Genomic DNA, 20707 nt, shown 5'->3' on the forward strand with positions numbered 1-20707 from the left:
TCCCCATACGCGCACAACGGTGTGCGCCGTGCCGAAGGAGACCTGATGAGCCATACCTTCCCGCAGCACGTGATCGCCGAGATTCAGGAGCGTGCACGGCTCGGGCGGTACGGCGTTCGCGGCTGGGGCGCCATGCGGCGGCTCCCGGACTTCGACGACCTGCTGATCCTCACCGCCCCCGCCGGGCGGCAGACGGGCGACGCCCACCGGGAGCCGTGCCGTACCCGAACCGTGCTCGGCACCCGGCACGCCCGCGACCCGGTCGTGCTCGACCTGCCGGTGACGATCGCCGGCATGTCGTACGGCTCGGTGTCGGCGAGCGCGAAGGAGGCCCTGGGCCGGGCCTCGACGATGGCGGGCACCTCCACGACGACCGGCGACGGCGGGATGACCCGCGAGGAGCGCAACGCGGCCAAGACGCTGGTATACCAGCTCACCCCGGCGCGGTCCGGCTTCGACCCCGACGATCTGCGCGTCGCCGACGCGGTGGAGATCGTGCTCGGGCAGGGGGCGCGGCCGGGCGCGGGCGCGCTGCTGCCCGGGGCGAAGATGGGGCCGCGGGTGGCGCGCAAGCGGGGACTGCCCGAGGGCGTCGCCCAGCGCTCCCCCGCGTACCATCCGGACTGGTCGGGGCCGGAGGGCCTCGCCGTGAAGATCGAGGAGATCCGGGAGGTCACCTCCTGGCGGGTGCCCGTCTACGTGAAGCTGGGCGCTGCGCGGGTCGCGCAGGACGTCGAACTGGCGGTAACCGCCGGGGCCGACGTGATCGTGGTGGACGGCATGCAGGGCGGCACCGCGGCCGCCCAGGAGGTATTCATCGAACACACCGGCATCCCCACGCTCGCTGCCGTACGCCTCGCCGCCGACACGCTGGACCGTCTCGGCGTACGCGGCGAGGTGCAGCTCGTGATCTCGGGCGGCATCCGGTCCGGCGCGGACATCGCCAAGGCCCTCGCCCTCGGCGCGGACGCGGTCTCCGTAGGCGTCGCCGCGATGATCGCCCTCGGCTGCAACTCGGCGTCCGACGACACCGGCACGGACGTCACCGCCGACTACCGGGCGCTCGGCACCGCACCCGGCTCCTGCACCGCCTGCCACACCGGCGGCTGCCCAGTCGGCATCGCCACCCAGGACGACATGCTCGCCGACCGCCTCGACCCCGACCTCGGCGCGGAACGCGTCGCCAACTACCTACGCGCCATCACCGCCGAGACCGCCATGCTCGCTCGCGCCTGCGGCCACGCCTCCGTACACGACCTGACCCCCGACGACCTGGTCGCCCTCACCGTGGAGGCCGCCGCGATGGCCCGCGTCCCCCTCGCGGGCACCACCTGGATCCCAGGCGCATCCGACTCCTGATCACGCGGTAGGCGGCGCGTCATCGCGCCGCGTCACGCGGGCGAAACGGCGGGCGCCGTTTGCCGCAGGTGTCCGCCGGTTCGTCCGCCCCAGGTCAAGCGACGGTCGGCCACACGATGCACATCGCCGCCGAGCTCCCGCGTGCCGAGTACCCCGCCCGCCGCGATGGGCGATTCGTCATCCCAGCCATCCGTTGTTGTGGCCCCTCGTAGGGCCGATGAGAACCATGACACCCGAGCAGGCGAGATGGGTCCGCGACAAGTTGCGACCCCTCGTGGGGCGATGAAGCCCCTCACTTCCGGCACCACCCGAGCCAACAGATCGCACATCACCGACCGCCCGGGCCTCAACACCTCCTCCGAACGCAACGCCCACCCCTTTCCACCCACACGACACCTGCCCAGCTCACCCCGGGCTTCCCGGCCATGCGACTGGCCCCGGCCCGGCTTAGCGCATTACGCTGCCCCCAGCCAACAGAAGCCCTTAACGATCATGGTTTTGCAGCAAACCTCCGGGGTTTTCAGCACAACCGGAGGTTCGCTGCAAAACCCGCCCCCGAAGCCGCCGCAGAAGCATGCCCCACCTGCGGCTTTACTCTCGGGTCCTCATCGCCCCTACGAGGGGTCGCAACTGGTGGGTGAGCGGGATGATGTCGCCGTCGTCGCCGGTCCTCATCGCCCCTACGAGGGGTCGCAACAAGCGCACTTCCGGGGTCACCACTTCGTGATCGAGAAGTCCTCATCGCCCCTACGAGGGGTCGCAACTCGTCAAGGTCCTGGACGCGGAGACCGCCCGCCAGTCCTCATCGCCCCTACGAGGGGTCGCAACTTCTTCCCCGTCACCGTGTGCCATCCCGGCGGGGTCCTCATCGCCCCTACGAGGGGTCGCAACGCGAGCTCGTCAACCTGGACCGTGAGCAGGTCACGCGTCCTCATCGCCCCCTATAAGGGGCCGCAACATATTGGTGTAGGTCGGCAGAACGTCCTCGACCACCTTGTCCTCATCGCCCCTACGAGTGGTAGCAACATGATCATGTCGGCCATCGGGCTCCGGTCTTCTTCGGCGGCCGACAGCCGTACCGTGCACAATCAGGTAGGTGTGGACAGCGGCCTTGGCGTGCTCCAGGGCCTGGTGGAGATCAAGTTATTTCCGCCCGGCTTCGGCCAGGAGCATAGCGGCGGCGTGCGGGTCCATCAGGTTGGACCAGACCACTTCGCCGGACTCGAAATCGCGGTGCGGCATGACATCGGGATACCAACTGCCGCGATCGCAGCCGGGAACGGCGTCGAGGATGGCGGCTGGTCGACGATGGTTACATGGCCGGTGATCCGGATGTCCACGTAGGTTTCATGTCCCTCGTCAGCGCGGACCAGGACGGCGAGAGTGTAGCCGGCGAGATCGTCCCGTTGCTCGCGCCCGGTCAACAGGGCCTGGACGACCAAGGTCCGACGCACGCCTCCATCCGCCGCACGCTCCGCTCGGCCTCCTCGAGTCGCAGGCGGGCGTCATCCAGCGGACCGGGAAGCAAATCATCGGTGTGGGTGTCGGTGGTCAGTGCCGGTGTTTGCGAGCCGTTGTACGCCTTGCGTGACTGACGGGCTCGTTCGGCGAGCGCCGCGTAGAAGTCGTCGGGGCTGCCGTCCTCGCGGCACCCGGCCGCCACCAGCCAGGGGCAGCGGTTGCCCTGCCACACCGCTCCCCCGTCAACGCTGGATCTTTACCTTGAACAGCACGTTGTCATCCACTGCAGCGATTCGATCCCGGCTACTGCCTCCGGCGAACTGAGCGGACGCCTTGCGGAGCAGTGGATGGTCGATCTCGTCCAGGGCCACCCGGGCGGGCGGTAGCTTGGCGATGTCGAGGTCCTCACGTAGGCAGCGGATGGTCGGGCGGGTAGGGTTCACCCTTCCTCCACGCCGCTGAGCTCCTCGATTTGCTCCTTGGTGAGTCCGGAGACGAGCGCCACCCGGGCGGTGTGCGTGCCGTCGAGCTGGGCCATCGCCTCTTGCATCGCCGCGTGCAGTTCGGCCTGGCGGACCTGGAGGTACGCCCGTACGGCCTGCGCGACAAACTCCTTCTTCGTCAAATGAAGAAAATGAGCGCCATGCGAGATCAGCCGATCGGTTTCGGAGTCCACCTTCAGCGGTGCCACGTTTGAGCCAGCCACGACAACCTTTCCCCAGTACCCCAAGGTATCCCGGCGTGGGTGGCGGCGCGCAGGCTGCTGGCTGAGCGAAAGCCATACGCTCTGATGCGGGCCGAGCGCCAGTTCGCCCTCTTGGGTTGCCGTCCCCTCGTAGGGCCGATGAGAACCTACATCCACCCCGCCACCGGGCGGATCTTCTTCGTGTTGCGACCCCTCGTAGGGCCGATGAGAACCCGAAGGTAAAGTCCCAGATCAGGAAGCCTTTCAAGGCGGCGATAAGGCGAGGTTTTGCAGTGAACCTCCGGTAGTGCACAAAACCCGGGGGGTCTGCTGCATCGGCCTCTTTCCCATCATGCCATCCGCCTTGGCTGCCGGGGCTATAGCCATTCCGTCCGCGATCGCATGCCCACCGAAGCGGCACCACCATCCAGCGATCAGGCTGCGGTCGGCCACACGAGCACACCGCCCTCCATCCCTCGCGTGCTGGGCATCCCACCCGCCGCAGGGCCGTCCGCGGGCGCTCGTCGGTCACTCCTCGGGGATCACCGGGTCGCCGACGCTGATGGTGCCGGTGGAGTCGGGGATCAGGTTGACGGCGAACCAGACCTTGCCGTCCCAGCGGCGGTGGCGGGCCAGGGTGCGTAGGGGCTCCTTGCCCTTGGTGTAGGTGTCGGGGTCGATGGTGGTGAGGACGCAGCGGTCGCACAGTTTGACCGCGCGGAAGGGGACGTCGCCGACTCGGACGCGGCGCCAGTGGTCCTCGGCGAAGGGCTCCGGGGCGTCCTCTACGACGATGCTGGGGCGGAAGCGGCGCATGGGCAGCGGGGCGGGTGGTTCCCCGCCGCGTTCGACGGCCTCTTCGGCGATCCAGTCGTTGAGTTGCCGTAGGGAGGCGGCCGAGGCTAGCAGCAGTGGGAAGGCGTCGGCGAAGCTCACCCGGTCGTCGGCGGTGCCGTATTTGGGGTTGACGGGGCGGCGGGTGGCGTCGTTTAGCCATACCAGGCGGACAGGGAGGCCCAGCAGGTCGGTGAACCAGGTGGCGGCCTCGTCGCCGGTGTCGATGGCGTCGACGTCGTCGCGCCAGATCCGTACTCGGCGGGTCGGCGTGCCGGGCGCGGGTGAGAGCCGCAGCGGGGGCGCGTGCGGGCCGCTCAGTTTGAGACCGGAGCCCTCGGGGGTGGCGGTGACGGCGAGCATTTTGGGGTGGGTGCGGGCGGTGAGGCCCTCGCCTGCCGCGTCGACGACCATGTAGCGGCGGTCGCCTGCCAGCCCCCACGGTTCGACGACGGCCGAGGCGACCTCCATGCCGCGGGTCGACTTGATCGGATAGATGTGGATGCTCCCCAGCCGCATGAATTGGACGTTATCAGGAGCTTGGCTCGTGATTCGAGCGCGTTTTCGCCTCATGCCAGGCGGACCGCCGACGGGATCGGCCAAGCCGCCGTACGCGGGTGATCAGGCGGCGGAGCGGGCCGGGGCGTCGGCGGGGTCGGCGGTCAGCGTCCGGACGACGGATTGACCGGTCGGGATGAAGGCGGCGATGAGGACGCCGAGTACGGCGGCGCCTCCGGCGATGAGCATGGCCGTTTGGATGCCGGTCAGTGAGGTCACCGTCAGCGGCCCGACGGTGATCGTCATGTTGGCCATGACGGCGCTGGTCACGGCGCTGGAGGTGGAGGTGCCGACGGCGCGCATGAGGGCGTTGAGGCCGTTGGCGGCGGCGGTCTCGGTCACCGGGACCACCCGCATGATCAGGTCGGGCATGGCGGCGTACGCCAGGGCGAGCCCAGCCCCGATGACCGACGAGGTCAGCACGATCTTCCACAGGGTGTCCAGGGCCACGACCGAGACGATGTAGGTCACGCCCATCAGGACGGCGCCGAGCATGAGCGACACCTTCGGGCCGTACCGGCGGGAGATTCGGGCCGAGACTGGTGACAGCACCATCGAGACCGCGCCGCTCGGCCCGAGGATCAGACCGGCTTCCAGCATGGTCAGGCCGAAGCCGTACCCGGTGGACGTCGGTGACTGCAGCACGTGCGGCAGCACCAGCATCATCACCATGATCGAGAAGCCGACGAGGATCGAGGCGAGGTTGGTGAACAGCACGGGCCGCCGGGCCGAGGTGCGCAGGTCCACGAGTGGGTCGCGGCGGCGCAGTTCGTACCAGCCCCAGGCGGGCAGGAGCACCAACGCGGCGGCGAACGTGCCCAGGGTGGCGGCGCTGCCCCAGCCCCACGAGCCGCCCTTGGTGATGCCGAGCATCAGGCAGATCAGGCCGGCGGTGAGCCAGACCGCGCCGACCAGGTCGAACCGCGCATTGGCGCGTACCGGCGACTCGCGGACGAAGAAGAGCACGAGCAGCAGGTCGAGCAGGCCGATGCCTCCGGCGGTCCAGAACAGGGCGTGCCAGTGGGCGTGCTGGGCGATGAACGCGGCCAGCGGCATGCCGATCGCGCCGCCGAAGCCGAGGGTGGCGCTGATCAGCGCCATGGCCGAGCCGAGGCGTTCGGGGGTGAGGTTATCGCGCATGATGCTGATGCCGAGCGGGATCACGCCGATGGCGAGCCCCTGCAGCGCCCGGCCGAACACCACCCACGCCAGCGATCCGGTCAGCGCGCAGATCGCCGAGCCGACGACCATGAGCGCGAGGATGATCAGCACCATACGGCGTTTGCCGTACATATCGCCGAGGCGGCCGACGACGGGGTGGGAGACTGCGGCGGCGAGCAGGGTCGCCGTCACGATCCACGAGGTGTCCTCGGCTGGCGCGTCGAAGATCCGCGGCAGGTCGGGGAGGATCGGCACCACCAGCGTCTGCATGAGCGACACGACGCTGCCGCAGAACGCGAGCACGGCCACCATGGAGCCGGAACCCTTGCCCTTCGATGCTCCGGCCTTCGATGCCGCGATCACCCCTGCACCCTCCGCCAAACGGTCCAAAAGACAATATGTGCATCGTACAGGGAAGGTTTTCTCGAATCCTGACCACAGGGGTCTTACCTGGTGGAACGGAACCGTCACCGGGCATGGGCTGGACGGGGTCGCAGCCGTGGCGCTCGGCACCGGAACGCGGAGCGGACACGTAGCCACTGCTGTAGGGGCACGGTTTTTCGAACCCTCGACCGCAGTGGCCCTGCCTGACGGCACAGAACCGTCACCGGACATGGGCTGGACGGGGTCGCAGCCGTGGCGCTCGGCACCGGAACGCGGAGTGGACACGTAGCCACTGCTGTAGGGGCACGGTTTTTCGAACCCTCGACCGCAGTGGCCCTGCCTGACGGCACAGAACCGTCACCGGACATGGGCCGAACGAGATCGCAGCCGTGGCGCTCGGCACCGGAACGCGGAGCGGACACGTAGCCGCTGCCGTAGAGGCGTCGCAGGCGTTCTGTTGGCCGGAACCGCTGAGCGTGTCAGCGGCCGAGGGGGCCGCGGCCTGGCTCCTGTGGCTGGAGCGGCGCGGCGAGCGGGGCGATCGGTGTTTGGGCCCGCCGCCGGTCCGGGCGGCGGCGGGCCCAGGGGTTCCTGCGTACCTCCGATGGATTACCGCAGGAAGGCTGCGGCCACGCCCGCGTCGACGGGTACGTGGAGGCCGGTGGTCAGGGCGAGGTCGCCGCCGGTGAGGGCGAAGACGGCGGCGGCGACGTGTTCGGGGAGGACCTCGCGTTTGAGGAGGGTGCGCTGGGCGTAGAACTCGCCGAGGCGCTCCTCGGGGACGCCGTAGACCTTGGCACGGTTCGCTCCCCAGCCGGAGGCGAAGATGCCCGAGCCGCGTACGACGCCGTCGGGGTTGACGCCGTTGACGCGGATGCCGTGTTCGCCCAGTTCGGCGGCGAGCAGCCGTACCTGGTGGGCCTGGTCGGCCTTGGCGGCGCCGTAGGCGACGTTGTTAGGGCCGGCGAAGACCGAGTTTTTGGAGACGATGTAGATGATGTCGCCGCCCATGCCTTGGTCGATCATGATTCTGGCGGCTTCGCGGGATACCAGGAACGAGCCGCGGGCCATGACGTCGTGCTGTAGGTCCCAGTCGGCGGCGCTGGTTTCGAGCAGCGAGCGCGACAGGGACAGGCCGGCGTTGTTGACCACCAGGTCCACGCCTCCGAAGGCCCGTACGGCCCGGCGGAACGCGGCGGCGATCCGCTCCTCGTCGGTGACGTCCACGCCGACGGCGATCGCCACGTCGGCCGAGCCGATCTCGGCCGCGACCTTCTCGGCCGCCTCCACGTCGCGGTCGGCGACCACGACGCACGCGCCCTCGGCGGCGAGTCGCCGCGCCGTGGCCGCGCCGATGCCGGAGCCGCCGCCGGTGACGAACGCGACCCGGGTGGCGAGCGGTCGCGGCTTCGGCAGGCGCCGCAGCTTGGCCTCCTCCAGTTCCCAGTACTCGATGCGGAACTTCTCCGCCTCCTCGATCGGCGCGTACGACGACAGCGCCTCGGCGCCGCGCATCACGTTGATCGCGTTGACGTAGAACTCGCCCGCGACCCGGGCGGTCTGTTTGTCCTTGCCGAAGCTGAACATGCCGATCCCGGGCACGAGCACGATCGCGGGGTCGGCGCCGCGCATCGGCGGCGAGTCCGGGGAGGCGTGCCGCGCGTAGTAGGCGGCGTACTCCTCCCGGTAGCGGGCGTGCAGCTCGCCGAGCCGGTCGACGACCCGGTCCAGGGGCGCGTCCGGCGGCAGGTCGAGCACGAGCGGGGCGACCTTGGTACGCAGGAAGTGGTCGGGGCAGGAGGTGCCGAGGGCGGCGAGCCGGGGGTGCTCGGAGCGGGAGACGAAGTCGAGGACCTCGTCGGTGTCGGTGTAGTGGCCGACCTGGCGGGCGTCGGTCGAGCACAGCCCGCGCAGCACCGGGAACAGCGCGGCGGCCCGCTCGTGCCGGGCGTCCTCCGGGAGCGTCTGGTGGATCACCGGGCCGAACGGCTCGGGGCGGCCGTGCTCGGCGATGTAGCGCTCCGCCGTACGGATGATCTCCAGGGAGTTCTCCCGGCACTCGGCGGAGGTCGCGCCCCAGGCGGTGATGCCGTGCCCGCCGAGGATCACGCCGATCGCCTGCGGGTTCGCCTCCTTCAGCGCGGCGATGTCGAGGCCGAGCTGGAAGCCGGGCCGCCGCCACGGCACCCACGCCACCCGGTCGCCGAAGATCCGCCGGGTCAGCTCGGGGCCGTCGGCGGCGGTGGCGATCGCGATGCCGGCGTCCGGGTGCAGGTGGTCGACGTGCGCGGCGTCCACCAGGCCGTGCATGGCGGTGTCGATCGACGGGGCCGCGCCGCCCTTGCCGAACGCGCAGTGGTCGAACGCGGCGACCATCTCGTCCTCGCGCTCGACGCCCGGGTACACCTCGACCAGGGCCCGCAGCCGGTCAAGGCGCAGTACGGCGAGCCCCCGCTCGGTGAGCGTGCCGAGGTCCCCGCCGGAGCCCTTGACCCACATGAGCTCGACGTCCCGCCCGGTGACCGGGTCGATCGCCGTGCCCTTGGCGGAGGCGTTGCCCCCGGCGTAGTTGGTGTTGCGCCGGTCCGACCCGAGCACGTGCGCCCGCGCCAGCAGCTCCTCGACCGGCGAGCTCATGCCCCGCCTCCCCCGACGATGGCGTCGGGCCAGACGATCCACGTGTTCACGGCGACGACCTGGTTCATGCTCCCCACCCCGCCTGCGTGCCGCCGACCCGCTCGGCGGCGATCTTCTCGAAGTAGCCGGACCGGGCGTAGGCCGCCATCGGGTCCGGGTCGAGCCCCATCTCCTCGCGCAGCTCCGCAAGCAGCGGCCGCACGTCGGTGTTGTAGGCGTCCATCAGCACCGCGTTGGCGCCGAGCACGTCGCCGGCCTGCTGCGCGGCGGCGAGCGCGTCCCGGTCCACCAGCAGCGCCTTCGCGGTGGCCTCCTGCACGTTCATCACCGAGCGGATCTGCCCGGGGATCTTCGGCTCGATGTTGTGGCACTGGTCGAGCATGAACGCCACGCCCGAGTCCGGCCCGTAGCCGCCGCCCCGCACCACCTCGAACATGATCCGGAAGAGCTGGAACGGGTCCGCCGACCCCACCATCAGGTCGTCGTCGGCGTAGAAGCGCGAGTTGAAGTCGAACCCGCCGAGCTTGCCCTCGCGCAGCAGGAACGCCACGATGAACTCGATGTTCGTCCCCGGCGCGTGGTGCCCGGTGTCCACCACGACCTGCGCCTTCGGGCCCAGCTTGAGGCAGTGGGCGTACGCGGTCCCCCAGTCCGGCACGTCGGTCATGTAGAACGCGGGCTCGAACAGCTTGTACTCCAGCAGGAACCGCTGCCCCTCCCCCAGCCGGTCGTACACGATGGCCAGCGCCTCGGCGAGCCGGTCCTGCCGGGCCCGGATGTCGTCCTGCCCCGGGTAGTTCGTCCCGTCGGAGAACCACAGCTTCAGCGTGTCGGACCCGGTGAGGTCCATGATGTCCACGCACTCCAGCAGGTGGTCGATCGCCTTGCGCCGCACGGCCGGGTCCGGGTGCGTGACGCTGCCGAGCTTGTAGTCGTCGTCCTGGAACACGTTGGAGTTGATCGCGCCGATGCCCACGCCCAGGTCGCGGGCGTACCGGGCCAGGGCGGCGTAGTCGTCCACCTTGTCCCACGGGATGTGCAGCGCCACCGTGGGCGCCACGCCCGTGTACGCGTGCACCTGGGCGGCGTCGGCGAGCTTCTCCTGCGGGTCGCGCGGCACGCCCTTCTGCGCGAACACCTTGAACCGGGTGCCGCTGTTGCCGTACGCCCACGAGGGCGTCTCGATGTGCTGCGTCCGCAGCGCCGCTTTCACCGCGGTGAGGTCGGTCATGAATCCCCGATTCAGTCAAGATGGAACACTTCGGTGAGGGCGACCATGCCCTCGTCGGGCCGTCCGTCGAGGTCCTCGAAGAACGGCGCCATCTCCGCCTGCCAGCGGGCGTTGACCTCGGTGGCGGCCATCGCCTCGCGGGCGGCCTTGAAGTCGTCGGTCTCCAGGTAGCCGACGAGCAGGCCGTCGTCCCGGAGGAAGAGCGAGTAGTTGCGCCAGCCCGTCTCGCGCAGCGCGTCCAGCATCTGCGGCCACACGGCCGTGTGCCGTTCGCGGTATTCGTCGAGCCGGTCCGGCCGTACCTTCAGCAGGAAGCAGACGCGCTGCACGATCAGGGCCCCTTCGATGGCGTCAGAAGTCGAAGTCGTCGATGTTGTCCTTGGTGAACACCGTCGGCTTGCCGAGCAGCACCTCGCCCTTGGCGCCGATCGTGTACTCGCCGAGCCTGCCCGCCTTGAACTTCTCCCCCTCGGCGCCGGTGATCTGGCCGGAGGCGAGCGCGCCGGCGGCGTAGCTCGCCAGGTAGCCGAGGTCGCCGGGGCTCCACAGCTCGAAGCCCTCGATCGTGCCGTCCTTGACGAACTTGCGGAGCTGGTTGGGGGTGCCGAGGCCGGTGAGCTTCACCTTGCCCTTGTACGGCGAGTCCGACAGGTACCGGGCCGCGGCGGCGATGCCCACGGTGGTCGGCGAGATGATGCCCTTCAGGTCCGGGTAGGAGCGCAGCAGGCCCTGCGTCTCGGTGAAGGACTTCTGGTCGTCGTCGTTGCCGTAGGCGATCTTGACGAGCTCCATGTCCTTGTACTCGGGCTTCTTGAGCTCGTCCTTCATGAACTCGATCCAGGTGTTCTGGTTGGTCGCGTTCGGCGTCGCCGACAGCACCGCGATCTTGCCCTTGTGGCCGATCTGCTCGGCGAGCAACTGGACCTGGGTGCGGCCGAGGTCCTCGGCGCTTGCCTGGTTGATGAACAGGTGCCGCCCCTCGGGCGCGACGTCGGAGTCGTACGAGACGACCTTGATCCCGGCGGCCATCGCCTGCTTGAGCGCGGGCACGACCGCGTTGGGGTCGTTCGCCGAGATGACGATCGCGTCCTGCTTCTGCTGGATCAGCGTGTTGATGTACGACACCTGCGAGGAGGCGCTGGCGTCGGACGGCCCGACCTCCTTGACCTCCGCGCCGAACTCCTTGCCCGCGTCCGCGCCGCCGGTGTCGGACACGGTGAAGTAGGGGTTGTTCACCTGCTTCGGCAGGAAGGCGATCTTCAGGCCCTGCTTGAGCGGCGCGTTCGGGTTGGCGGACGCCGACGCGGCGCCCGAGGCGGCCGGGGCGGCCGACTGGGAGGCGACCACGTCGCTGCGGGTGGTCCCGCCGCACGCGGTCGCGAGCAACGCCAGACCAGCGGCGAGCGCGACACCGAATCGGGGGCCGACGCCGACCCGGCGGCGACGCGAGGGGGTATGCATGGTCATCGAGACGTGTTCCCTTCCAAACGGACGGATCTTCGAGTCAGTCGCCGCCGCCAGACCGCCCCCAGGTTCGGCGCCAGCACGGATGCGACGAGCAGCAGCCCGGTGACGAAGTTGAGCACCTCGTTGGCCACGTCGGCGAGGATCAGCGCGTTGCGGACCACGCCGAGCAGCAGGACGGCCACGAGCACCCCCGGCAGGCTGCCGCGCCCGCCGAAGATCGACACGCCGCCGAGCAGGACCGCCGCGACGACCGCCAGCTCCAGCCCGACCCCGTTGTCGGCGCGGGCGCTGGCGTAGCGGAAGGTGTAGACGAGCGAGGCCAGCGAGGCGAACACGCCCGAGGCCACGAACAGCCAGAACTTGATTCGTTTTACTCGGACGCCCGCGAAGAACGCGGCCTCCTCGTTGGAGCCGAGCGCGAAGATCGACCGGCCGAGGCCGGTGGCGTGCAGCACCACCGCCGCGAGCACCGCCAGCACCGCGACCAGCAGCGTCGCCAGCGGGATCGGCCCGAGCGTCTCGGTCGCGAGGCTCGTGTACGCCGGGGGCAGGTCGGCCACCGCCTGGTCGCCGAGGATCACGTACGCCAGGCCCCGGTAGAGGGCGAAGGTGCCGATCGTGACGGCGAGGGATGGCAGGCCGAGCCGGGTGACGAGGAAGCCGTTCACCGCCCCGCACGCGGCGCCCACGAGCAGGCAGATCGGCATGATCGTCTCGATGGCGAGGCCCGCGTTCCACAGCCAGCCGAGCACCGCGCAGGACAGGCCGAGCGTCGAGGCCACCGACAGGTCGATCTCGGCGGCCACGATCACCAGCGTCATGGTGAGCGCCATGATCGCGATCTCGGTGGTGTCGAGGAGCAGGAACGACACGTTGGAGGAGTTGGCGAAGCCGTCCACGGCGAACGAGGCCCACAGCAGGGTGGCCACGAGCAGCACGAGGATCAGGCCCTCCCACCGCCGGACCAGCCCGATCAGGCCGTGTCCCGCCGCGGCGGGCTCGGCTTTCGGCTCGGCTTTCGTGTCGGCTTTCGTGTCGGTGCCGGTGGGCGCCTTGCCTGTGGTCATCGGGTCATCGGGCTCTCGGCTTGCGTTTCCGTCGTCATCGGGCCTGTCGTTATCGGGCATCGCGGAACCTCCTGCGGCGCAGCGCGGCGGCGACCCGCAGCGCGAGGACGCGGTCCAGGACGATGGCGGCGATCAGCAGCGCGCCGTTGATGGCGGTCTGGGCGAGGGCGTCGACCCGCAGCACGGCGAGCGCGCTGGTGATGCTCGACAGCAGCAGGGCGCCGAGGGCCGCGCCGTACACGGTGCCGCTGCCGCCGAAGATGGCCACGCCGCCGACGACCACGGCGGCGATCACGTCGAGTTCCTTGCCGGTGGCCACGGTGGCGTCGACGGTGCCGAAGCGCGCCGCCCACATCACCCCGGCCAGGCCGGCGAGCGCGCCGTTGACGACGAAGGCCGTCACGACGCGACGCCGTACCTGGATGCCCGCGAGCACGGCGGCGTCCGGGTTTGAGCCGATCGCGTACAGTTCGCGGCCCCAGGGCAGGTTGCGCATCATCCAGCCGACGGCGAGCAGCACGACCAGCGCCACCAGGGCCAGCAACGGCAGGCCGAGCACCGAGCGCGACCCCAGCGAGAGGAACGCCTCGGGCATGTCGGCCGCGTTCACCTGCCGGCCTCCGGCGACGGCGAAGTCGATGCCGCGGAACGCGTACAGGGTGCCGAGGGTGGCGACCAGCGCGGGCACCTTGGCCACGCCGACGAGCACGCCGTTGATCGCGCCGCAGAGCGCGCCGAGCAGCACGCATCCGGCGATCACCACCGGGATCGGCACGCCCGGGTGGTCGGCGAGGATCACCGCGCCGCCGAACGCCGTGAGGCCGACGACGGAGCTGACCGACAGATCGACGTTGCGGGTGACGACCACGAGCGTCTGGCCCACCGCGAGCATCGCGATGATCGCCGAGTTGAGCAGGATGTCGCGCAGGCTGTCGAAGCCGAGGAAGCCCGGGTTGACCGCGCCGGTGACGCCGAACAGCGCGGCCAGGGCCACCACGATGCCCAGCTCGCGCACCCGGGCCACCCGTTCGACCAGCCGGCGCCCGCCACCGGACGCGCCGGCGGCGGGAGCGGGGGTTTGCCGCTGAGCGGCCCTCTCGCCGGTCTTGCCGGCGTCGCCGGCGCCGTGCAGCACCTCGGTCTCCGGTCCGCTCATCGTTTCCGCCCCCTGTTCACGCCGCCGTGCGCACCCTTCGCGGCGCGCTCGCCGCCGACGCGGCGGTCGCCGTCCACGGCCCGGTCGCCGTTCACGACGCGGTTGCCGTCTATGACGCGGTCGCCGTTCACACGGTCGCCGTCTATGACGCGGTCGCCGTCCATGACGCGATTGCCGTTCACATGGTCGCCGTCCACGGCGCGGCGGGCGTTCATGCCGCGCTCCGTCCGGTGGCCGCCGACATCACGCTCTCCTCGGTCGCCTCGGCACGCGGGATCTCGGCGACCAGCCGCCCCTCGTGCATGACGAGCACCCGGTCGGCCATGCCGAGCACCTCCGGCAGCTCGGAGGAGATCATCAACACCCCGATGCCGCCGACGGCCAGCTCCGACAGCAGGCGGTGCACCTCGGCCTTGGTGCCGACGTCGATGCCGCGCGTCGGCTCGTCCACGATCAGCACCGACGGCTCGCGCGCCAGCCACTTGCCGAGCACGACCTTCTGCTGGTTGCCGCCGGAGAGCACCTCGACCGCGTCCGTCAGGCGGGAGTACTTCAGCCGCAGCCGGATCGCCCAGTCCCGCGCCCGGCTCCGCTCGGCGGCCGGGGAGATCAGCGGCCCCCTGCGTACGGCCGACAGCCCCGCCAGGGCGATGTTGCGCTCGATCGACAGGTTCATGACCAGGCCCTGCTGGCGGCGGTCCTCGGGCACCAGCGCCACCCCGGCGGCCATCGCCGCGGTCGGGCTGCCGGGCGGCAGCCGTCGGCCGGACACCTCGACCGATCCGGCGTCCCAGCGGTCCACGCCGAAGATCGCGCGGGCGACCTCGCTGCGTCCCGCGCCGACGAGTCCGGCCAGGGCGACGATCTCGCCGCGCCGTACGTGGAAGGAGACGTCGGTGAAGACGCCCTCGCGGGTCAGCCGGTCCACCTTGAGCACGATCTCGCCGGGCATGCCGTCCTGCTTGGGGAACAGCGCGTCGAGCTCCCGGCCGACCATCCGGCGTACCAGGTCGTCGGGCGTGATGTCGGCGATCAGGTCGCTCGCCACGAAGCCGCCGTCGCGCAGCGTCGTGGCGCGCCGGCACAGCTCGAAGATCTCGTCCAGCCGGTGGGAGATGAACAGCACCGCGCAGCCCTGCTCACGCAGCGCCTTGACCACGCCGAACAGGCGGGCGACCTCGTTGCCTGACAGCGCCGCCGTCGGCTCGTCCATGATCAGTACGCGGGCGTCGCGGGAGAGCGCCTTGGCGATCTCGACGAGCTGCTGGTCGGCGATCGACAGTCCGCGGGCGGGCTGGTCGGGGTCGAGCTGCACGCCCAGCCGGGCGAACAGGCCCGCCGCCTGCTCGCGCATCGCGGCGCGGTCGATGCGGCCGAACCTGCCCCGCACCTGGCGGCCCATGAAGATGTTCTCGGTGACCGACAGGTCCGGGAAGAGGGTGGGCTCCTGGTAGATGACGGCGATCCCGGCGTTCTGGGCATCGGCCGGCGAGTGGAACTCCACCGGTACGCCGTCGAGCAGGATCTCGCCGGAGTCCGGCCGGTCCACCCCGGCCATGATCTTGACCAGGGTGGACTTCCCTGCGCCGTTCTCGCCCGCGAGGGCGTGCGCCTCGGACCCCCAGAGCTCCAGCGACACCCCCCGCAGCGCGTTGACGGCCCCGAAGGACTTGCTGACCCCGCGCAGCGCGAGCACCGGTGTCGCAGGCGACCGCTCGTCTCCCCGCATCCCGTCCGTCTCCTCGGCGTACCTGACTGACAAAAACGTTTTAAGGAATGATTTCTGGACGCTAAGGGCCGAGGGCACCGGTGTCAATCCCCTATGAACCAGATGTTTCCGGAGCGTTACCCCGCCAACGCGCTAAGATCATGAACGGGTATCTTTGACGTTGGGTCTGGCCCATGCCGGGATTAGCACGTTTTAATGATCCGGGCCGGTAACCTCGGCAAACGGCCCGCCGGAGCGGTCCGGCGGCGGAGAGAGGGCGAGCAGGGAAGCGATGAGCGAGCAGCGATGAGCACGGTCAGCATCAAGGACGTCGCCCGGTACGCCGGCGTGTCGCCGGGCACGGTCTCCAACGTGCTCAACCGCCCCGAGCGCGTCGCCCCCGCCACCCGGGCCCGGGTCGAGGAGGCCATCCGCGAGTTGGGGTTCGTCCGGCACGGCTCGGCCTCGACGTTGCGCGCGGGCCACAGCCGTACGATCGGGCTGTCGGTGATCGACATCGGCAACCCGTTCTTCACCGACGTCGCGGCCGGCGTCGAGGACGTCGCCAGCGACCTCGGCTACGCGGTGATCCTCGGCAACTCGGCCGGTTCGCGCGCCAAGGAGGAGCGCAACCTGCTGGTCCTGGCCGAGCAGCGGGTGCGCGGCGTCCTGATCACCCCGTCCGACGACGACCCGCACCGCCTCGACGCGCTGCGCGACCGGGGCATCAGCGTCGTGCTCGTCGACCACCCCGCCCACCGCGTCGACCAGTGCTCGGTCGCCGTCAACGACCGCGCCGGCGGGCACATGGCCATCAAGCACCTGCTTGAGCGGAACCCCGGCACGATCGCGTACGTCTCCGGCCCGCTCACCATCCGCCAGTGCGTCGAGCGCCGCAACGGCGCCGAGCAGGCGCTGCGCGAGTCCGGCCGCGACCCCGCGGGCACGCTCCAGGTCATCGAGATGCCCGGCATGACCGCCCGCCAAGGCCAGCAGGCCGCCGAGAAACTCGTCCACGGCGGCCGGATCCCCGACGCGATCTTCTGCGCTAACGACCTGCTCGCCCTCGGCGTGCTGCGCGGCCTCCTGCAGGCCGGCGTCGACGTCCCGGGCGACGTCGCCCTCATCGGCTACGACGACATCGACTTCGCCGCCGCCTCCACGGTGTCCCTCAGCTCCATCCGCCAGCCCACGTACAAGCTGGGCCGCCTCGCCACCGAGCTCCTCCTCGACGAGTGCGACAACCCGGACACCCACGCCCACCAGCAGATCATGTTCCAGCCCGAACTCGTCGTCAGGGAGTCCTCCAGTTGAACACCCCGGCGCACCACCCCGTCCCCACCACCGCCGCCCGATACGCGGCCGTCGACCTGGGCGCGTCCAGCGGCCGCGTCATGGTCGCCGAGGTGACCCGCGACCGCGTCACCCTCACCGAGGCCCACCGATTCCCCAACCGCCCGGTCCGCCTGCACCAGACCCTGCACTGGGACATCCTCGCCCTCTACCAGGGCGTCCTCGACGGCCTGCGCCGCGCCGGCCCGGTCGACTCGATCGGCATCGACTCCTGGGCGGTCGACTACGGGCTGCTCGACCACTCCGGCCGCCTGCTCCGCAACCCGGTCCACTACCGCGACTCCCGCACCGACGGGATCATGGAGCAGGTCGTCCACGAACTCGGCGCCGTCCTCCTGTACGGCGTCAGCGGCCTGCAGTTCCTCCCCTTCAACACGATCTACCAGTTGGTCGCCGAGTACCGCGACCAGGACCCCGGCGCCCACACCCTGCTGATGATCCCCGACCTGCTGACCTACTGGCTCACCGGCTCCGTCGGCGCCGAGGTCACCAACGCCTCCACCACCGGCCTCTACGACGTGACCGCCGGCGCCTGGTCCCACGACCTGATGACCCGCCTGTCCATCCCTCCGGAGATCTTCCCGGGCCTGCGCCACCCCGGCACCCCGGCGGGCACCCTCACCGCCGCGGTCTCCGCCGAGACCGGCCTCCCCGACTCCACCCTGGTCACCGCCGTCGCCTCCCACGACACCGCCTCCGCCGTCGCCGCCGTCCCCGCCGCCACCGACCGCTTCGCGTACATCTCCTCCGGCACCTGGTCCCTCGTCGGCCTCGAACTCCCCGCCCCCGTCCTCACCGAGGAGAGCCGCGAGGCCAACTTCACCAACGAGGGCGGCCTCGACGGCACCACCCGCTACCTGCGCAACGTCATGGGCCTGTGGATCCTCCAGGAATGCATGCGCGAGTGGTCCGCCGACGACCTCCCCGCCCTCCTCACCGCCGCCGCCGACGCCCCGCCGTTCACCGCCCTCATCGACCCCGACGACCCGCTCTTCCTCCCCCCGGGCGACATGCCCGCCCGCATCGCCGCCTACTGCGAACGCACCGGCCAGCCCACCCCCACCACCCACCCGGCGACCGTCCGCTGCGTCCTGGAAAGCCTCGCCCTCGCCTACCGCCGCGCCCTCCACGACGCCGTACGCCTGAGCGGACGCGACGTCGACGTCATCCACGTCGTCGGCGGCGGCTCCCGCAACGCCCTGCTCTGCCAGATGACCGCCGACGCCACCGGCCTCCCCGTCCTCGCCGGCCCGGTGGAGGCCGCCGCCCTCGGCAACGCCCTCCTCCAGGCCCGCTCCCAGAACGTCATCACCGACATCCGCGCCGTCGTCCGCGCAAGCGAGCCCATCACCGCGTACGAGCCCAAGGGCGACCCCACCGCCTGGGCCGAGGCCGCGTCTCGCCTCGGCTTCGCTTGACTCCTCCCCCGCCTGAACCGGAGGCCGGGCATGCTCTGGTTCTCCGGCGACGTCCACGGCCCTCGATCCCGAAGTCGATAGTGCGACTCAGAGAGCGGATGGCCGGCAGGCCCCTCCGGCGGTCCACTCAGGGCCACCCGAATCACAAGCTCAAGCCCCAATGCCGCCTGATCAGTTCAGCGTCCGGTCCGGGCAGGTTGTGTCGTCGCACGAGGTGGTGACCTCGAACCAGGTCGTGGTGCCGTTGCGGTCGCGGGTGAAGCCCCAGCGGGCGGCGAGCAGGTCCACCAGGTGCAGGCCCCGGCCGCCGTCGGCGTACTCGTCGTCCTGGGCGCGCAGGCAGGGGGTGGTGGGTGCGCCGCCGTCGGCGACCTCGACGCGGATGGCGTCGCCGACGGCTAGTACGGCGAGGGCGATCGTGCCGTCGGTGCCCGCGGTGGTGTGGCGCAGGCTGTTGGTGGCCAGTTCGCTGGCGAGCAGGACGACGGTGGGCATGTCGGTGGGGCCGTCGGCGAGCAGTTCGGTGAGGTAGGAGCGTACGTCGGCCACGCTGCGCGGCGTCGCCTGGAGCTTGATCGCTCCCAGGATCGTCATGCCGTCCGAGAGTTCCGGCCGGGACGAGGCGAAGGGGGCGCTCGCGATGCGGCGGAGCGCCCATCGCCGGGCCGCGTCCCACCGCCGGACGCGGCGCAGAGTCTCCGCCGGGTCGATCCGCATCAAGACCTGGTCTCCTGACTGTCTGGGAATCGTCAACACGTGAAGCCGTAGTTGATGTACGGTTCGCTTACGATCGCACCCGCTGAGTCATCGCTCCAGGTCGTATGGCCAGTCGCATCCGGCCCGTCTTCGGAGGTGGAATCCATGCCGGCACGGCGCAAGCAGCCCGAGCGGTATCGCTCCCTCGCCCACTTCTTCGGCGCGCGGGTGCGCGACCTGCGCGACAGCTACGACGAACGCGTCGGCAGCCCTTTGCGGCTCGCCGCCCTGGCCGAACGCACCGGTTACTCTCCCTCGATGATCAGCGCGATCGAGCGCGGCGAGCATCTGCCGGACGGCGGCGACCGCGTCCGCGCCCTCGATGAGGCCCTGGCCGCAGACGGCGAGTTGATCTGCCTGTGGCCACTGGTACAGCGGCTGGGGCGACACCCCATCGACGAACTGGTTGCCGCGGCCGATAGTGGAAATAACCGGAACGGTATCCCCCAGTGTCAGGACGATGACATGGAGCGACGACTACTCTTCCGTCTCACCGGCCTCGGGCTCATCACCGCCGGCCCCGGCCTCACGTCCGCCGAGTCGGTGCGGCAACAGCTCGAACGGGCCATCGGCACCGCCGAGTCGTCCACCGTGGAGGACTGGGAGGCGGCATGCGTGGCCCACCGGCAGGCGGTGAACACGCGTCCCCCGGCGCAGGTACGCGACCAGTTGGTCGCCGACCTGGCAGCCCTGCAGTGGTCTTTGACCCAGGCCCGACCCGAACACAAAACCGATCTTCAGCGATGTGTCGCATGGATGTCGACGCTGCACGCCGGCATCTTGACGTGCCTCGGCGAAGTCGGCCAGGCGCGGCGATGGTGGGCGACCGCCCGGCATGCCGCGGATGCTTCGGGTGACCTCGACATGCGTGTTCGGGTACGCGGCAAAGAAGCCGTAATGGGCTTTTTCTCCTTCCGCGGGCCGGAGTCGGTGATCACTCTTTCCCGAGAGGCTCGGGAGATGGCGGGCGGCCTGGCGTCCACGAGCGTTCTCCAGGCACTCGGCGGCGAAGCGGAGGCGCTCGCATTGATGGGCCGCGACGCCGAGGCCCGGGAAGTCTTGGGACGTTTCTTCGCGCTGGCCGACAAGGTCGGCGAGCGCAGCGAACTCGGCTGGACGCCGGACACGACCTGGTGCGTCGCGAGCTGGGTCCACTCCTACGGCGGATCGGCAAAAGCGGCCGACAAGGCGCGCGAAGAAGCACTGCGGCGCCTGCCCAACTACCACAACGACACGGGCGTCCGGCTCCACCAAGGCATCGCCCTCGCCCGGGGAGGAGGTTACGCCGAAGCCCTACGCCTGACCGCCGAAATCATCTCCGGCCTCGCCCCTGCCTACCGATCCCAAATCATCCTGCACGTCGCCCGTCAAGTGCAGGAGATCATCCCGCCCGCCCAGCGCAAGGGCAGCGCCTTCGATGACTATCGATCCGTCGTCATGAGCCCGCCGCTGCAGAGCGCCTGACATGACGA

At 70.4% G+C, this 20707-nt stretch carries 19 protein-coding genes and 1 CRISPR repeat array; of the genes, 5 read left to right on the plus strand and 14 right to left on the minus strand.

Translation table 11 applies throughout. The features are described from left to right. The first annotated feature begins 45 nt into the window (after positions 1-45). Together AB0K60_RS10075 and AB0K60_RS10080 are read left to right on the plus strand one after the other, a co-directional pair. Positions 46-1359 (plus strand): FMN-binding glutamate synthase family protein, encoded by a 1314-nt coding sequence (locus AB0K60_RS10075; RefSeq protein WP_364050897.1) that lies wholly within the window; start codon positions 46-48, stop codon positions 1357-1359. Positions 1360-1960: 601 nt separating this feature from the next. Then, positions 1961-2385: direct repeats of the CRISPR family, unit length 30 nt; unit sequence GTCCTCATCGCCCCTACGAGGGGTCGCAAC. Between the two features lie 6 nt (positions 2386-2391). After that, the gene (locus AB0K60_RS10080) at positions 2392-2703 is read left to right on the plus strand and encodes a hypothetical protein (RefSeq protein ID WP_364050900.1); all 312 of its coding nucleotides are present in this window, start codon (positions 2392-2394) and stop codon (positions 2701-2703) included. Between the two features lie 76 nt (positions 2704-2779). Here the strand turns inward: AB0K60_RS10080 and AB0K60_RS10085 are convergent, their stop codons facing one another. From AB0K60_RS10085 to AB0K60_RS10145, 13 genes are all read right to left on the minus strand, one after another. Next, positions 2780-3052: a hypothetical protein gene (locus tag AB0K60_RS10085; RefSeq protein WP_364050903.1), complete on the minus strand. Its 273-nt coding sequence runs from the start codon at positions 3050-3052 to the stop codon at positions 2780-2782. 10 nt (positions 3053-3062) lie between these two features. Continuing rightward, positions 3063-3263: a hypothetical protein gene (locus AB0K60_RS10090; RefSeq protein WP_364050906.1), complete on the minus strand. Its 201-nt coding sequence runs from the start codon at positions 3261-3263 to the stop codon at positions 3063-3065. Further along, positions 3260-3445, minus strand: coding sequence for a hypothetical protein (locus tag AB0K60_RS10095; protein ID WP_364050908.1), 186 nt, complete (start codon positions 3443-3445; stop codon positions 3260-3262). Before AB0K60_RS10095 ends, AB0K60_RS10090 begins: the two co-directional genes overlap by 4 nt. A gap of 588 nt (positions 3446-4033) precedes the next feature. Then, entirely contained in the window at positions 4034-4858 is an 825-nt protein-coding gene (locus AB0K60_RS10100; protein WP_364050911.1) for an MOSC N-terminal beta barrel domain-containing protein, read from the minus strand. A gap of 102 nt (positions 4859-4960) precedes the next feature. After that, positions 4961-6421, minus strand: coding sequence for an MFS transporter (locus AB0K60_RS10105; RefSeq protein WP_364050914.1), 1461 nt, complete (start codon positions 6419-6421; stop codon positions 4961-4963). Positions 6422-7051: 630 nt separating this feature from the next. After that, entirely contained in the window at positions 7052-9079 is a 2028-nt protein-coding gene (locus AB0K60_RS10110) for a bifunctional aldolase/short-chain dehydrogenase (RefSeq protein ID WP_364050917.1), read from the minus strand. A gap of 64 nt (positions 9080-9143) precedes the next feature. After that, positions 9144-10310: an L-rhamnose isomerase gene (gene rhaI / locus AB0K60_RS10115; RefSeq protein ID WP_364050920.1), complete on the minus strand. Its 1167-nt coding sequence runs from the start codon at positions 10308-10310 to the stop codon at positions 9144-9146. Between the two features lie 11 nt (positions 10311-10321). Next, positions 10322-10639 carry an L-rhamnose mutarotase gene (locus tag AB0K60_RS10120; protein ID WP_364050923.1) on the minus strand — a complete coding sequence of 106 codons (318 nt, stop codon included), beginning with the start codon at positions 10637-10639 and terminating at the stop codon, positions 10322-10324. 22 nt (positions 10640-10661) lie between these two features. Next, a complete protein-coding gene (gene rhaS / locus AB0K60_RS10125; protein WP_364050926.1) occupies positions 10662-11777 on the minus strand; it encodes a rhamnose ABC transporter substrate-binding protein in 1116 nt (371 codons plus the stop codon). After that, positions 11774-12844, minus strand: coding sequence for an ABC transporter permease (locus AB0K60_RS10130; protein ID WP_364050930.1), 1071 nt, complete (start codon positions 12842-12844; stop codon positions 11774-11776). Before AB0K60_RS10130 ends, rhaS begins: the two co-directional genes overlap by 4 nt. 49 nt (positions 12845-12893) lie before the next feature. Continuing rightward, on the minus strand, positions 12894-14000 hold the full coding sequence (locus tag AB0K60_RS10135) for an ABC transporter permease (RefSeq protein WP_364050933.1): 1107 nt from the start codon (positions 13998-14000) through the stop codon (positions 12894-12896). Then, on the minus strand, positions 13997-14215 hold the full coding sequence (locus tag AB0K60_RS10140; RefSeq protein WP_364050936.1) for a hypothetical protein: 219 nt from the start codon (positions 14213-14215) through the stop codon (positions 13997-13999). The genes AB0K60_RS10135 and AB0K60_RS10140 overlap by 4 nt, the downstream gene beginning before the upstream one ends. Beyond that, positions 14212-15729, minus strand: coding sequence for a sugar ABC transporter ATP-binding protein (locus AB0K60_RS10145; RefSeq protein WP_364050938.1), 1518 nt, complete (start codon positions 15727-15729; stop codon positions 14212-14214). The genes AB0K60_RS10140 and AB0K60_RS10145 overlap by 4 nt, the downstream gene beginning before the upstream one ends. 285 nt (positions 15730-16014) lie before the next feature. Between AB0K60_RS10145 and AB0K60_RS10150 the strand changes: the two genes are divergently transcribed. Continuing rightward, the gene (locus tag AB0K60_RS10150; protein WP_364050940.1) at positions 16015-17022 is read left to right on the plus strand and encodes a substrate-binding domain-containing protein; all 1008 of its coding nucleotides are present in this window, start codon (positions 16015-16017) and stop codon (positions 17020-17022) included. Then, entirely contained in the window at positions 17019-18479 is a 1461-nt protein-coding gene (locus AB0K60_RS10155; RefSeq protein WP_364050942.1) for a rhamnulokinase family protein, read from the plus strand. The genes AB0K60_RS10150 and AB0K60_RS10155 overlap by 4 nt, the downstream gene beginning before the upstream one ends. A 171-nt stretch (positions 18480-18650) precedes the next feature. On the opposite strand, the gene AB0K60_RS10160 is transcribed toward AB0K60_RS10155, so the two are convergent. After that, positions 18651-19196, minus strand: a complete 546-nt coding sequence (locus AB0K60_RS10160; RefSeq protein WP_364050945.1) for an ATP-binding protein — start codon at positions 19194-19196, stop codon at positions 18651-18653. Between the two features lie 144 nt (positions 19197-19340). On the opposite strand from AB0K60_RS10160, the gene AB0K60_RS10165 reads away from it, so the two are divergent. Next, positions 19341-20699 (plus strand): helix-turn-helix transcriptional regulator, encoded by a 1359-nt coding sequence (locus tag AB0K60_RS10165; RefSeq protein ID WP_364050948.1) that lies wholly within the window; start codon positions 19341-19343, stop codon positions 20697-20699. The last annotated feature ends 8 nt before the right edge of the window (positions 20700-20707 follow it).

The organism is Thermopolyspora sp. NPDC052614, assembly GCF_040678635.1.
In the GTDB taxonomy this organism is placed as follows: Bacteria; Actinomycetota; Actinomycetes; order Streptosporangiales; family Streptosporangiaceae; genus Thermopolyspora.

Excerpts from the sequence above, each read along its gene's own strand:
- AB0K60_RS10075 (WP_364050897.1), top strand. The coding sequence starts at position 46 with ATGAGCCATACCTTCCCGCAGCACGTGATCGCCGAGATTCAGGAGCGT.
- AB0K60_RS10080 (WP_364050900.1), top strand. The coding sequence starts at position 2,392 with ATGTCGGCCATCGGGCTCCGGTCTTCTTCGGCGGCCGACAGCCGTACC.
- AB0K60_RS10100 (WP_364050911.1), bottom strand. The coding sequence starts at position 4,858 with ATGCGGCTGGGGAGCATCCACATCTATCCGATCAAGTCGACCCGCGGC.
- AB0K60_RS10110 (WP_364050917.1), bottom strand. The coding sequence starts at position 9,079 with ATGAGCTCGCCGGTCGAGGAGCTGCTGGCGCGGGCGCACGTGCTCGGG.
- rhaI (WP_364050920.1), bottom strand. The coding sequence starts at position 10,310 with ATGACCGACCTCACCGCGGTGAAAGCGGCGCTGCGGACGCAGCACATC.
- rhaS (WP_364050926.1), bottom strand. The coding sequence starts at position 11,777 with ATGACCATGCATACCCCCTCGCGTCGCCGCCGGGTCGGCGTCGGCCCC.
- AB0K60_RS10130 (WP_364050930.1), bottom strand. The coding sequence starts at position 12,844 with ATGACCACAGGCAAGGCGCCCACCGGCACCGACACGAAAGCCGACACG.
- AB0K60_RS10135 (WP_364050933.1), bottom strand. The coding sequence starts at position 14,000 with ATGAGCGGACCGGAGACCGAGGTGCTGCACGGCGCCGGCGACGCCGGC.
- AB0K60_RS10140 (WP_364050936.1), bottom strand. The coding sequence starts at position 14,215 with ATGAACGCCCGCCGCGCCGTGGACGGCGACCATGTGAACGGCAATCGC.
- AB0K60_RS10145 (WP_364050938.1), bottom strand. The coding sequence starts at position 15,729 with ATGCGGGGAGACGAGCGGTCGCCTGCGACACCGGTGCTCGCGCTGCGC.
- AB0K60_RS10150 (WP_364050940.1), top strand. The coding sequence starts at position 16,015 with ATGAGCACGGTCAGCATCAAGGACGTCGCCCGGTACGCCGGCGTGTCG.
- AB0K60_RS10160 (WP_364050945.1), bottom strand. The coding sequence starts at position 19,196 with ATGCGGATCGACCCGGCGGAGACTCTGCGCCGCGTCCGGCGGTGGGAC.
- AB0K60_RS10165 (WP_364050948.1), top strand. The coding sequence starts at position 19,341 with ATGCCGGCACGGCGCAAGCAGCCCGAGCGGTATCGCTCCCTCGCCCAC.